This window comes from Mesorhizobium sp. WSM4840, from assembly GCF_055811755.1.
The window spans coordinates 23,193-35,803 of the sequence record NZ_JBVVQD010000049.1 but is presented as its reverse complement, the minus strand read 5'-3'; the positions used below and the strand labels follow the sequence as shown (position 1 = coordinate 35,803).

Here is a 12,611-nt window from a genome sequence, read left to right as displayed (position 1 = left end):
ATTCGTTGAGTTCACAGCAACGATGGTGCCACAACCCTCGCCGCCGCCCCATAGCTTCTCTCCCCACTTTCGTGGGGCGAGGAACCCAAGCTGGAATGAAGCCGCGATCCAATAGGGATTCTTGCGAAGATGGACCCCCACCCTAACCCTCCCCACAAGGGGGAGGGAATGCTGCCGCGCGCCCTCACTTCCCCTTTGGAAAGACAGGCAATTTGCCGAGGTCAGCGCCAACAGAAGTCTCCCTCCCCCTTGTGGGGAGGGGTTAGGGGTGGGGGTACATCGTAGAGCGAAAGCCTCGGCCCACCTGCGATAGCCCTGGTCTCTATACGGGGAGAAGTGCCCGGCAGGCCGATGAGGGGCAGCGCAAACCTGGAGCGATTGCCATCGCGGTCGTCTCAAACGTCCCTCACCCAATATTCTGAATCCGCCCCCAGGTGCTCTTGGTTCCCCAGATGCCGGAGCGAAGCGCTTCGAGCTGCACGATCTGGCTGTGGTCGACGAACAGATTGATCTCGTTGCCGTAGTTCTTGACATACCATTCGAAGACCGCCGGGTCGGCGGCTTCGAACATCACCTTTTCCAGGCCGAGCTCGTCGATGATGCGGGCCACCACGTCGGTGCGCCAGGACGTCACGTTTTCGGTGATCCCTTCACTCTCGATCATGATGATGTCGGCACCGGCATCGAGGGCGCGCCCGGCCTGCGCGACCAGCCAGCCGACATCCCTGGTGCCTTCGGCTTCGAGCTCCCTGGCCGACGTGTCACCGCCGGCCCCGAACTGGATGCCGAGCTCCGGCTTGGCTTTGAGCCCGGCCTTTTTCACGGTTTCGACCAGGCGCAGCAGCGCCTCCGTCGGCAGGCTGATGAAGCCGGTGGAGATCTCGATCACATCGAACCCCAGCGCCTTGGCTTCTTCGATGTAGCGGTCGACGGCGTCCGGGCCAAAGCGGAGGACATTCTCGATCCAGCCGCCTGTCGAGACGTAGGCGTCGTGATCATGAGCCAGCTTGTTGATCGATTTCACCGCTTCGGGCGGCATCAGGGCGAATGATCCGCCGGCATACTTGATGCCGTCGATCCAGTTGCCCATGATTTCCAAGACATCGGCCAGATGGCGCGGCCCATAGGCGCTGTAATAGGGCCCGCGAATCTCGGTCAGGCCGGTCTTGCGCGGCTTGGAAGAGCGCGCGGCGCGCGGGATGAAGGAGAAGGCTGTGTCGGTCATTTCAGGCCTCGGCGGTCGGCTCTCCTGCGTTAACGACTGGGCGCGCGATCCGATCCGTGCAAATTGGGCTGGAACCCTCAAGCTCACTGGCTGTTGGCGGGAAAAGGAGGTCTGGGATGGCGCAGATCGCGAACAATGCCGCCGCCGGCGTTCGAAGCAGCGCAAAGCTGTTCCTGTGCGGCGACGTCATGCTCGGACGCGGCATCGACCAGATCCTCGCCAGTCCGGGCGATCCGCACCTTAGCGAGCGCTATGTCAAATCGGCGACGACCTATGTCGAGCTTGCAGAACGCATCAATGGACCGATCCCGAGAAAGGTCGACGATGCGTATGTCTGGGGTGATGCGCTCGCCGAATTGGAGCGTGAAGCGCCCGACGCGCGGATCATCAATCTCGAGACCAGCATTACCACCAGCCTGTCTTTGGCGCCCAAGGGCATCAATTACAAAATGAACCCGGCAAACATCGGCTGCCTGGCGGCGGCGCGGGTAGACTGCTGCGTGCTCGCCAACAACCATGTGCTCGACTGGGATGAGCCTGGCCTCGTCGAAACCCTCGATACGCTCCGGCTTGCCGGCCTCGCCTATGCCGGGGCCGGGCTTGACGCGGATGAGGCGGCGGCGCCTGCCGTCTTTGAACTGACAGGCGGAGGCCGCGTGCTCGTCTTCGGCTTCGCGCTCGGGACGAGCGGCGTTCCAGCTTCATGGGCAGCCGGAGCTTATAAGCCAGGGGTCAATTTGCTGGCGGATGTCTCGGCCCGGTCGCTCGCGCAGATCGCCCGATCCGTGGAGGCCATAAAACAGCCTGGCGACCTTGCGGTGGCCTCGATCCACTGGGGCGGCAACTGGGGCTACCAAGTCCCGGTGGAAGAACGCGCGCTTGCTCATGCTCTCATCGATGTTGCAGGTTTCAATGTCGTGCATGGGCACTCCTCCCACCATCCCAAGCCGATCGAAGTCCACAACGGCCGGCTGATCCTTTATGGATGCGGCGACTTCCTCACCGACTATGAGGGGATAACAGGGTACAAAACCTTTCGCGGTGAGCTTGCGCTGATCTACCTGCCGCGGCTCGCGATACCGGACGGTACGCTTGTTTCGCTCGAGCTGGTACCGTTCCAGCTCGCCAGGTTCCGGCTAAACCGCGCCCGGCGCGAAGATGCCGCCTGGCTCGCGGCCATGCTTGAGCGCGAGTGCTCGGCTTTCGGCACGCATGTGGCGCTCGGGAGCGACGGCCGTCTCGCCGTCCTTTGGTGAGCGCCTGCGGTCAGCAGGCAATGGCACTAATTTTCAAGCCGCTCGGGCCGTCCTCGGCCAAGCGCACCGTCGGCGCGGGCCTGCAGGTAGGCGTAGATGTCGTCGATGTAAGGAGCGACGTTGGGGTCGTCGGCGAAGCCCTTCATGACCGAAGGGCCGCTGCGCACGCCGTCGCGAACATTGCGCCGAAAGACCTCGATGCCGGGCAGCCGGTCGACAAGGGCCGAGGCGAAGGTCGAGCCCATGCCGTCGGGTCCGTGGCAATGATTGCAGCTGCCATGGTAGCGACGGAAGCCGTTATAGGTTCGCGCATCGACCTTGCCGCCGACAATTTCGTAGAACTTGCCTGTGGCCAGGTCAGCTTGCGAAGACACGCCGAAGCCGGCGGCGACGGTAAAGACGACGACAGACGGGAGGACGAGCCACAGGGACATCGTCTGTCGCCCACGTTGCAGGCTCATCCAGCACCGCCGCAACGCACATGCCCCCGGATCACTCGACCTTGGATCACTCGACTTGGATCAGTCGACGGCGGGCTTCGGAGAAGAAACCACGATCCCGTCTATCGGATGCGGGCTGACGACAAGCTTGCCGCCAACGCGCAATATCTCGACGATCTGTTCCGACTCTCCCAGTTTTCCCGGCACGGAGAGCGCGATCTTCTGGTTCTCGGTCAGTATCGCCACGAAACGCACGGGCAAGCCAGCCTCGCCCTGCGCGATTGTGGTGACCACCCGATAACCGTCCTCCTCCGGCGTGTAATAGACGACACCAAGGAAGCCGGCGAGATCGATGCTTTCAGCCTTCATGGCTCCAAGCTCGCCGGCGTGGGCGGGCATCGCCGCCATGCAAAGTGCTGCAAAAGCAATGTACCTGTTCATAATGCTGCTCCATCCCGAATTGTCCGGGCCGAGCCCGGCTTAAGTTTCAGCAATAGGCGCTCGCGCCGTGATGGTCGGCGCACGCAGGCAGAATTCTTGATTAGTGCCCCCGGCTGCATCACAGTGGCGAAGGTCCGCGAGCCGAGAACGCGCTGAACCCCACTGGTGTCACAGTCAAATATGACCCTTTCTTCTAAGGCTCAAACATTTCACCACCCGGTTGCTTGCGCATCCCCTGTTTGGGGGAGATAATCGGAAATTAGCGATCGCTAAAGTTTGGAGAGGCGAGAGCACCTGTGAGAGCGCGCGGCTTTCCGCGTCGGACGCGCTGTCGACATGCGGGGGGCCGTCGATGGCCAAGGCATTGTCGCATCATGAGCTGTCGAAGCTGATCGGCTCGATCTACGATTGCGCACTCGACCCGGGGCGATGGGAGTACGCGCTTGCCGGGATCAGGGATGCGCTCAACGCCCAGACAGCGGTGCTGCACCTTGACGATCTCAGTCACGACCGGCTGCTGATCCACACGACCGTGGGAATAGCGCCATACTGGCTGGAGCAACAGGCCAAACATATCCCCGAGATCCACGCCCGGCTGATCGAGAACCTCTCGAAATGGCCTTCGCTCGATGTGCCGCATGTGGTCTCGCGCCATGTCCCTCAAGGCGACCTGGAGACCTCCCGATATTTTCAGGAGTGGCTGAAGCCGCAAGGCCTGGTCGACGTCATGTCGTTTTTCCTGATCCATACCCCTACCCGCCTTGCCGGCTTCGCCGTTGCCCGACATGAGCGGCAAGGCCTTATCACCGACCGTGAAATCAAGCTTGGTGGACTGTTGCTGCCGCATGTGCGCCGGTCGGTAATGATCAGCAACATGCTGGATATCAGCACGATCGAGCGCACACGCATGGCCGAGGCGCTCGATGCGCTCACATGCGCCGTGGTCCTCACCAATGAACGTGGCGCCATCCTGCACGCCAACCGCTCGGCCAAGTGCAGGCTGCGGAGCGGCGGCCCGATCCACGATATCCACGGCATTCTGCAAGCGAAGATGCCGTCGGCCTCCAGGGAGCTTCACAGAGCCATCTTGGCTGCGGCTCAGGATGAGGCCAGCATCGGCAAGACCGGGCTTGCCGTCCTCCTCACCGAACCGGGCCTGCCGCCCGTCTTCGCCCGCGTGCTGCCAATGGCCGGCGGCGATCGGCGCGCCGGCATGGAACCCGCGGCGGTAGCCGCGGTGTTCATCGGCAATGCACCGGACGAGCATGTCGCCGCCGACATGCTGGCAACAGCCTTTGGGCTTACGCTGGCCGAAACCCGCGTGCTCGCAAGCCTTCTTGCCGGTCATACCCTGGCCGAGACTGGCGCCAGCCTTCACATTGCCAACGCGACCGCCAAGACGCATCTCGACAATATCTTCCAGAAGACCGGCGTCTCCCGCCAGGCCGATCTGATGCGCCTTGTCATGCAGATCGTTCCGCCCACGGGGCAGCCCGGTCCCTGAATCACACTCATTCACCGCTTTGGATACAGGTATCCAGCGCCGCGGATCGTCTTGATCAGTTCCGGCTTGGCGGGATCCTTCTCGAGCCGGCGGCGCAGCCTTGTGATGCGACTGTCGATGCTGCGATCGAATGGCTCGTCGCTCCTGGGCGGCGGCGCGGGCGAAATGCGTGCGCTTCGGATGCCCCGGGGCGCTGATCCTCAACCGTTCGATCGACCCGCGAACGGTTCAAGCCGCGGCGGAATAGTCATATCGCGAAAGCTGGGCTCGTCGGTCGAATGCTCCAGATGATCAAAAGCTCGCGCTCGTTGGATAGAGGCCACCAAAGCGTCAGATTTTCCGCGCCACGCCCCCCACCTGCTTGGTGCGCTTGCCCGTGTCGACCTTGGCCCGCGTCTCCACCGCCTTCTCGATCTCCCGCTTCAGCTCGTCCTTGATATCAACCGTTTCGGCCATCAAGGCGTCGATCTTCATGAAATCGAGCACACGGTATTTCGACACCGCCGGCCTGACCAGTATGTCCGGCTGGCATTGCCTCAGCTTGGCGGCGATGATCGACTGCATCATCAATTGCGTGGCGCCGAACATCAGGTCGACGGAGGTCGGGTATTTTCGCCCGCCTTTGGTCGGCGCGCCAACGACGTCGACGGCGATGATGATGTCGGCGTCGTGCTCGATCAGGTCGAACGGCACTGGATTGTAGATGCCGCCGTCGATCAGCAGCCTGCCGTCGCGCATCACCGGGCGGAATACCGCGGGAATAGCCGCAGAGGCGGCAAGCGCCGAATGCAGGTCGCCGTCGCTAAGCACGGCGAGCTTATGGCCGAAGAAATCCGTCGCCGTCACCTTCAGCGGTATTTTCAGTTCGGCGAAATTTTCGGGTATGGCGTCGGGCATGAATGCCTTGAGGATGCGCTCGACATTGAACTGGGTGACACGCAGCCCGCCCTGCAGCGCCTCGGCAAAGGTGCCTGGCCGAGCCCGCCACATGCGCGCCGCCACCTCGGCGCGGCGGCCGAGGATCGAGCGCATGTAGTCGTGAATGTCGCTGCCGGCCATGCCCGAAGCCATGCCGGCGCCCATGATGGCGCCGATCGATGAGCCTGATATCGCGACCGGCCTTATACCCAGTTCGTCCAGCGCCTCGATGACATGGATATGCGCCAGCCCGCGCGCGCCGCCGCCGCCGAAGGCGATGCCGAAGCTCGGGCTCATTCCTTGCCCCCCATTTGGGCTCATTCCTCCTTGGCCTCGCCGTGCTTCGGCCCGACGATCATGATGGCCGGCTCGGCGGAGAGCAGTTTTTTCGCCGCCGCCTTGACCTGATCCAGCGTCACGGCGTTGATGAGGGCGGCGCGGCGCTGCATGTAGTCGATGCCGAGCTTGTCGAGCTGCAGTTCGAGCAGCGTCGCAGCGATGGCGCCGGAGGAGTTCAGGTTGTTGATGGCATAGGCGCCGATCAGGTATTTCTTGGTCGCCGCCAGTTCCGCTTCGGTCGGCCCCTCCTGCGCCATGCGCTTCACCACCTCGCGTACGACAGCCAACGTCTCGGCCGCCCGGTCCGCGCGGGTCGCCGTGGTGATGGCCAGGGCGTTGGCGTGCTGGTGGTCGACCAGGTCGGAACTGGCGCTGTAGGCCAGGCCGCGTTTTTCGCGCACCTCGTCGAACAGCCGCGAGGTGAAGGCGCTGCCGCCGAGGATCTCGTTCATCAGCACCGCAGCGAAGAAATCCGGCGCACTCCGCTTGACGCCGGGATAGGCCAATTGCAGCGACGTCTGGGGCTGGTCGTAATTGACCTCGAGCTGCTGGTTGAGTTTCGGATCGACATCGGCGACGGGCGCGAGCGCCTGATGTTCCGGCAGGCCACCGAAGACCATATCGAGCTTTTTCTTCAACGTTTCGGCATCGATGGCACCGACCACCGCCACATGCAGGCCATCGCGAGCAAAGTTCGCCCTGTGAAAGGCAATGAGATCGTCCGACGTGATCGTGGCGATGCTTTGCCTGGTGCCCTGGTCGGGCCGCGCATAGGGATGGGTGCCGTATAGTGCCTCCAGCCATTTGCGCTGGGCGAGCGTGTCGGGGTCAAGCTCGTTGGCGATGATGCCGGACAGCACTTGCGCGCGGATGCGGTCGATTGGCGCCTGGTCGAAACGCGGCTCTGTGACCGCCAGCCGCAACAGGTCGAACGCTGCGTCCCGCTGCTCGGCCAGCATGCGCATCGAGCCGTAGGTGCCGTCGCGCCCCGCCTCGAAGCTCATCTCGGCGCCAACGTCGTCCAGCTTTATCTGGAAGGCTTCGCTGTCGAGATTGCCGGCGCCCTCGTCGAACAGGCCGCTCATCAAATTGGCAAGTCCTTCCTTCCCGGCGGGATCCTGCGTCGTGCCGCCGTCGAAGACGAAGCGGATGGCGACCAGCGGCACGGAATAATCCTCCACCAGCCAGGCGGTAATGCCCTTTGACGAGGTCACCTCCTGGATGCTCATGGCCGCGCGAGCGGAAAGCGCCGGCAGGACGAGGAAGAGCAATGAGAGGAGCAGGGTGGCCAGTCGGGTGGCGACACGCTTCAGGACAGTCGCTTCGGACAAATGGTAGCTTCCAACTGATGTTCGAGACGAATAGCTGTCGGTGTTAGCGCCGCCCCTCATCGCCCTGCCGGGCACTTCTCCCCGTATAGTGACGGGGAGAAGGGGGCTGGCCGCAACCCAGGCGCTGTTTCTGCAACGCTGGTGGTTGGCGAAACCGCCGACGAGAGCGCCCCTCTCCCCGTCACTATACGGGGAGAGGATGCCGGCAGGCAGGTGAGGGGCAGCGCAAACGCTCAAGCTCGTCATCGATCAATTCCCTGCCTGTGTCTGCGGCAAGAGATAGCCTGATGTCGAATGGTTGAGATTGAGATAGCGCGCGGCAACGCCCCTGACTTCGTCGGCGGTGACCTTGCGGATGCGGCCCGGCCATTCCTCGACGTCCCGGACGCTGCCGCCGGTGGCGAGCGTCGCGCCATAGATGTTGGCCATCGAATCCTGCTTGTCGCGGGCGAAGATCATCGAGCGGACGAAACGATCCTTGGCCTTCTCCAACTCGCCTGATGTGACGCCGTCCTTGGCGATGCGGGCAACCTCGACCTCGATCGCCGCCTGGACATCGGCCAGCTTGGCGTCGCCGCGCGGCGCGCCATAGACGGTGAAGTTGGTGGCATCGAGCATAGTGCCCTGGAAGAAGGCGCCAGCCTCGGCGGCAATACCCTGCTTGACGACAACCTGCTGGTGGAGCCGGCTGCGGCTACCGCCGCCGAGGATCTCCGCCAGGAGGTCCAGCGCTTCGGCTTCCCCCGGCTTTGCAGTGTGATAGGAGGGAACCACCCATTGCGTCGAAAAGTTCGGCACGCTGACACGCGCGTCAGTGAGCGTCACCGTGCGCCTGGTGTTCTGCTCGGGTTCGACCGGACGGATGCGCGGCGGCAGGTCCGGACCACGCGCAATCTTGCCATAGGTCTTTTCGGCCAGCGCCTTGACCACCTCCGGGTCGACATCGCCGGCGACCACCAGCACGGCGTTGTTGGGCGTATAATACTTGTCGTAGAAAGCCTTGGCGTCGGCGCGGTTCAGCTTCTCCATCTCCTGCATCCAGCCGATCACCGGAATGCGATAGGGCTGGTTCTGCCAGAGCGTGGCATCGACCTCCTCGCCGAGCACCGCCTGCGGATTGCTGTCAATGCGCGAGCTGCGTTCCTCGAGGATCACGTCGCGCTCAGTGGCGATGACATTGTCGTTGAGGATGAGGTTGCGCATGCGATCGGCCTCGAAATCCATCATCTGCTCGAGCGCCTGCGGCACCACCGTCTCGTAAAAGGCGGTGTAGTCATAGGAGGTGAAAGCGTTGTTCGAACCGCCGATGGCGGAGACGGCGCGGTCGAACGCGCCGGCCGCCTGATTGGTCGTCGCCTTGAACATCAGATGCTCGAAGAAATGGGCGATGCCGGACTTGCCGGGCGGCTCATCCGCGCTGCCGATCTTGTACCACACCATATGAGTGACGATCGGCGCGCGGTGATCGGGGATGACGACAACCTCCATTCCGTTGTCGAGCAGGAAATTCGTCACCTTGCCGTCTTCCGGCTTGTTGTCGGCCCGAACCGGGCCGGTCATCACGAGAGCCAGCGCCAAGAGCGTTCCGCGCAGCCATTCAGCCTGAGATGTCATCAATGGCTCCGGTTGTCATGGGATGGGACGATAGGCGGGGGTGTTGCCACAGGCAAATTGATTTGTTCGTCATTTTCGAGGCGCTCGGTTCCTCGCCCCCGCGAAGCGGGGGAGAGAAGCTATGGGGCGAGGAAGCGCCAATCGCCGCCGCGCTCACCCAACCTCGATAAACCGGATGACCGTCTCGCCATAGCTGCGCTCGTCGACAACCGAAAAGCCCGGCCCTGCCTCGAACGGCGCCACTGCCGCCTCCTCGACGACGCAGAGCGCGCCGGGGGCGAGCCAGCCGCCGGCCTTGGCCGAACGCAAGGCACGCTCGCCCAGGCCCTTGCCATAGGGCGGATCGGCGAACACCAGGCCGAACGCGGCCATCGTGCCCGCCTCGCCCAGCGCCGTCGCGTCGCGACGGAATATCTTGGTACGCCCGGTGAGGCCGAAGGCCTCGACATTGGTGCGGATCAGGCCGCGCCCTTCCGCTGATTCTTCGATGAAGATGCCATAAGATGCGCCGCGTGACAGCGCCTCGAGGCCGAGCGCGCCGGTGCCGGCGAACAGGTCGAGCACGCGCGCGCCGACCAGCCTATCAGGAAAGCGATGCGCCAGCACGTTGAAGACAGCCTCGCGGGTGCGGTCGGTGGTCGGGCGGATGGCGCTTGAGCGCGGCGTCGCCAGCGGACGCCCGCGAAACTCACCGCCGACGATCCGCATTGCCTCCCCTTGATCCCTTGGGACCACTGCGTGGCCGGTCGCCGCCTTTGGCACCGTCACCCTCGGCACCACGCGGCTTGCCGAACGGCTTTGCGCCTCCGGGCTTGGCGGGCTTGCCATAAGACGGCTTGAACGAAGCCTTGCGTTCCTTGGCTTCGGCCGCCTTGGCGGCATCCGCGTCCGCCCTGCCCCTGCCGATCGGCCGCGCGCCCGGCGCCATCCAGACATTGGCCTTGCGCTGGCCCGGCGGCTCGATCGGGCGCTGCTCGCGTTCGGACTTTTTCCCGCCGCCCGGTTTGCCGCCAAAGCCGCCCGGCCCACTCCGTTCAGATTTGGGGCCGCGATCGCCAAAGCCGCCGCGTTCGGGGCCGCTGCGTTCAGATTTGGGGCCACGCTCACCAAAGCTCTTTTCCGGCCCAAAGCTTCTGCCGGGACTTGTCGACAGCTTGCCCAGCGCCTCGTCGCGGCTGCCTTCGCGGCGTTTGCGGTTCTTGATCAGCCCGCCTTCGCCGATCGGACGGCGTTCGCCGTCGCGGGTGAATTTCGGCCGCTCCGGTTCCTCTTCCCGCACCGCTTCGCGCCGCACCGGCCTGTTGGAAAACGGCTTGGTGATCTCAGCGTCGAAATTGGCGCCGGATTCTTCGACCAGGCGTTCGCCGAGCTGGTCGCGCAGCACACGGCCCTTGATCTCCAGCACATGGCCCTCGGGCAGGTCGTCGAGTTGGAACGGCCCGTAGGAAATGCGGATCAGCCGTGTGACGTCGAGACCAAGCGAGCCCAGTATATTCCTGACCTCGCGGTTCTTGCCTTCGCGCAGGCCGAGCGTCAGCCAGGCGTTGGTGCCTTGCTCGCGGTCGAGCGTCGCCTCAATCGCGCCGTAGAAGACGCCGTCGACGGCGATGCCTTCGCGCAAGCCGGCGAGCGCACTTTCCTCGACCTTGCCGTGCACGCGCACGCGGTAGCGCCTGAGCCAGCCGGTCGCCGGCAGTTCGAGCACGCGCGCCAGCCCGCCATCATTGGTGAGCAGCAGCAGGCCTTCGGTGTTGATGTCGAGCCGGCCGATGGTCATCAGCCGCGGCAGGTCGGCCGGCAGCACGTCGAAGACGGTCTTGCGGCCCTCGGGATCACGGTTGGTGGTGACGACGCCGGCCGGCTTGTGGAACAGGAACAGCCGGGTGCGCTCGATCGGCGGGATCTCCATGCCGTCGAGATGGATGATGTCGCCGGGCATCACATTGAAGGCGGGCGAGGACAGCACCCTTCCATTGACCTTGACGCGGCCGGCCGCGATCAGCTCCTCGGCATCGCGGCGCGAGGCAAGGCCGGCGCGGGCCAGCCGCTTGGCAATGCGCTCGCCAGCCTCTTCCGTCGCCTCGGCCGGACGCGAGCGCGGCTTGAAGCCAGCGCCCGAGGCCCCTCGGGGCCGATCATCGCCAAAATCGCGCTTGGGCCGATCGCCGAAGTCGTGCTTGGGACGGTCGAAGCGCCTTTCGCTGCGCTCGCCTTCGGCAGCCGCCGGCCGGTCGCCGCGCGGCGCGTAGGACTTGCGCGGACCTTCGCGCTTCTCATAAGGCTTGCCTTCCGGACGCGGCCCCTTGCTGAACGGCCGGTCGCCACTCTTGAAGTCGCGCTTCGGCCGCTCGCCGCCGGCTGCCATCGGGCGGTCGCCGCGTGGCGCATAGGGTTTTCGAGGCCCCTCGCGCTTTTCATAAGGCTTGCCTTCAGGGCGCGGCCCTTTGCTGAACGGCCGGTCGCCACTCTTGAAGTCGCGCTTCGGCCGCTCGCCGTCAGCCGCCATCGGGCGGTCGCCGCGCGGGGCGTATGGCTTGCGCGGCCCCTCACGCTTTTCATAGGGCCTGCCTTCAGGGCGCGGCGCCTTGCTGATCGGCCGGTCGCCGCTTTTGAAGTCACGCTTCGGCCGCTCGCCGTCAGCCGCCATCGGGCGGTCGCCGCGCGGCGCGTAAGGTCTTTTCGCGCCGAAGGACGGCTTGCCGCCCTTGCCGGCAGCGGCATCGCGACCACGCGGGCCCGACGGTTTCGGGCCGTTCTTGCCCGGACCCTTTCGGCGCGGGAATTTCTTGTCTTTGTCGTCCATGTGGCTTTTGCTCGTTTGCACTACAGCGCCGCGCGTCCGTACGGACGCGCAAAGGACGCTGTAGGACTGTGATTTGGCGCATGATCCCTTCCGAAACCGATTCCGGTTTTCGGGGTCATGCGCTAGATAACAGGATCACGCCGGAGTAGCGAGGAGATAATAGGAATGGAAACCGCTTGAAGCGGCCGGATTTCATGGCGCTGGCGCTGAAGGAGGCCGAAGCCGCCGCCCTGCGCGGCGAAGTGCCGGTCGGCGCGGTCATCGCCAGCGGCGATACGGTCGTTGCCAGTGCCGGCAACCGCACCCGCGAGCTTTCCGACCCCACCGCCCATGCCGAGATGCTGGCGATCCGCGAGGCCTGCCGCAAGCTGTCGAGCGAGCGGCTCACCGGCCACGATCTCTATGTGACGCTGGAGCCCTGCGCCATGTGCGCCGGCGCCATTTCCTTCGCCAGGCTGCGCCGGCTCTATTTCGGCGCCGCCGACGAGAAGGGCGGCGCCGTGGTCAACGGCGTGCGCTTCTTCGCCTCGCCGACCTGCCACCATGTGCCAGATATCTATCCAGGCATGGCCGAAAGCGACGCGGCGCTGCTTCTGAAGGATTTTTTCAGAGATCGACGCGAACCGTAGCGTCGCCAGCTTTCCCTAAAGCGCGTCGTGTTAGACCGGCCTCATGCGACGCGCTTTAGGTTGCTGTTTATGCATGTCGTTATCGCAAAACCGCTGCACAGTTTTGCGCGA

Annotated in this window: 12 protein-coding genes; 3 read left to right on the top strand and 9 right to left on the bottom strand. The window is 64.3% G+C overall.

The window, feature by feature from the left end:
- Positions 1-406: 406 nt before the first annotated feature.
- Positions 407-1,225, bottom strand: a complete 819-nt coding sequence (locus tag AC0L3I_RS34460) for a phosphosulfolactate synthase (protein WP_473529892.1) — start codon at positions 1,223-1,225, stop codon at positions 407-409.
- 116 nt (positions 1,226-1,341) lie between these two features.
- Here AC0L3I_RS34460 and AC0L3I_RS34455 point away from each other — a divergent pair, with 116 nt between their 5' ends.
- Entirely contained in the window at positions 1,342-2,481 is a 1,140-nt protein-coding gene (locus tag AC0L3I_RS34455; protein WP_473529891.1) for a CapA family protein, read from the top strand.
- A gap of 26 nt (positions 2,482-2,507) precedes the next feature.
- On the opposite strand, the gene AC0L3I_RS34450 is transcribed toward AC0L3I_RS34455, so the two are convergent.
- On the bottom strand, positions 2,508-2,915 hold the full coding sequence (locus AC0L3I_RS34450) for a c-type cytochrome (protein WP_473489874.1): 408 nt from the start codon (positions 2,913-2,915) through the stop codon (positions 2,508-2,510).
- Between the two features lie 87 nt (positions 2,916-3,002).
- Positions 3,003-3,362, bottom strand: coding sequence for a hypothetical protein (locus AC0L3I_RS34445; RefSeq protein WP_473489875.1), 360 nt, complete (start codon positions 3,360-3,362; stop codon positions 3,003-3,005).
- A gap of 352 nt (positions 3,363-3,714) precedes the next feature.
- Between AC0L3I_RS34445 and AC0L3I_RS34440 the strand changes: the two genes are divergently transcribed.
- Positions 3,715-4,866: a helix-turn-helix transcriptional regulator gene (locus AC0L3I_RS34440; RefSeq protein WP_473489876.1), complete on the top strand. Its 1,152-nt coding sequence runs from the start codon at positions 3,715-3,717 to the stop codon at positions 4,864-4,866.
- A gap of 11 nt (positions 4,867-4,877) precedes the next feature.
- On the opposite strand, the gene AC0L3I_RS34435 is transcribed toward AC0L3I_RS34440, so the two are convergent.
- The 6 genes from AC0L3I_RS34435 to AC0L3I_RS34410 form a co-directional block, all read right to left on the bottom strand.
- On the bottom strand, positions 4,878-5,033 hold the full coding sequence (locus AC0L3I_RS34435) for a winged helix-turn-helix domain-containing protein (protein WP_473529894.1): 156 nt from the start codon (positions 5,031-5,033) through the stop codon (positions 4,878-4,880).
- A gap of 163 nt (positions 5,034-5,196) precedes the next feature.
- Positions 5,197-6,081 (bottom strand): patatin-like phospholipase family protein, encoded by an 885-nt coding sequence (locus AC0L3I_RS34430; RefSeq protein WP_473489877.1) that lies wholly within the window; start codon positions 6,079-6,081, stop codon positions 5,197-5,199.
- A gap of 20 nt (positions 6,082-6,101) precedes the next feature.
- Entirely contained in the window at positions 6,102-7,454 is a 1,353-nt protein-coding gene (locus tag AC0L3I_RS34425; protein ID WP_473489878.1) for a M16 family metallopeptidase, read from the bottom strand.
- Positions 7,455-7,703: 249 nt separating this feature from the next.
- Positions 7,704-9,068 carry a M16 family metallopeptidase gene (locus AC0L3I_RS34420; protein WP_473529890.1) on the bottom strand — a complete coding sequence of 455 codons (1,365 nt, stop codon included), beginning with the start codon at positions 9,066-9,068 and terminating at the stop codon, positions 7,704-7,706.
- A gap of 153 nt (positions 9,069-9,221) precedes the next feature.
- Positions 9,222-9,776, bottom strand: coding sequence for a 16S rRNA (guanine(966)-N(2))-methyltransferase RsmD (gene rsmD, locus AC0L3I_RS34415; protein WP_473529889.1), 555 nt, complete (start codon positions 9,774-9,776; stop codon positions 9,222-9,224).
- Positions 9,757-11,871, bottom strand: a complete 2,115-nt coding sequence (locus AC0L3I_RS34410; protein WP_473529888.1) for a pseudouridine synthase — start codon at positions 11,869-11,871, stop codon at positions 9,757-9,759. Before AC0L3I_RS34410 ends, rsmD begins: the two co-directional genes overlap by 20 nt.
- A 176-nt stretch (positions 11,872-12,047) precedes the next feature.
- Between AC0L3I_RS34410 and AC0L3I_RS34405 the strand changes: the two genes are divergently transcribed.
- Entirely contained in the window at positions 12,048-12,500 is a 453-nt protein-coding gene (locus AC0L3I_RS34405) for a nucleoside deaminase (RefSeq protein ID WP_473489398.1), read from the top strand.
- Positions 12,501-12,611: the final 111 nt, after the last annotated feature.

Coding starts and splice junctions, on each gene's coding strand:
- AC0L3I_RS34410 (WP_473529888.1), bottom strand. CDS start 11,871: ATGGACGACAAAGACAAGAAATTCCCGCGCCGAAAGGGTCCGGGCAAG.
- AC0L3I_RS34430 (WP_473489877.1), bottom strand. CDS start 6,081: ATGAGCCCGAGCTTCGGCATCGCCTTCGGCGGCGGCGGCGCGCGCGGG.
- AC0L3I_RS34440 (WP_473489876.1), top strand. CDS start 3,715: ATGGCCAAGGCATTGTCGCATCATGAGCTGTCGAAGCTGATCGGCTCG.
- rsmD (WP_473529889.1), bottom strand. CDS start 9,776: ATGCGGATCGTCGGCGGTGAGTTTCGCGGGCGTCCGCTGGCGACGCCG.
- AC0L3I_RS34455 (WP_473529891.1), top strand. CDS start 1,342: ATGGCGCAGATCGCGAACAATGCCGCCGCCGGCGTTCGAAGCAGCGCA.
- AC0L3I_RS34420 (WP_473529890.1), bottom strand. CDS start 9,068: ATGACATCTCAGGCTGAATGGCTGCGCGGAACGCTCTTGGCGCTGGCT.
- AC0L3I_RS34445 (WP_473489875.1), bottom strand. CDS start 3,362: ATGAACAGGTACATTGCTTTTGCAGCACTTTGCATGGCGGCGATGCCC.
- AC0L3I_RS34450 (WP_473489874.1), bottom strand. CDS start 2,915: ATGTCCCTGTGGCTCGTCCTCCCGTCTGTCGTCGTCTTTACCGTCGCC.
- AC0L3I_RS34460 (WP_473529892.1), bottom strand. CDS start 1,225: ATGACCGACACAGCCTTCTCCTTCATCCCGCGCGCCGCGCGCTCTTCC.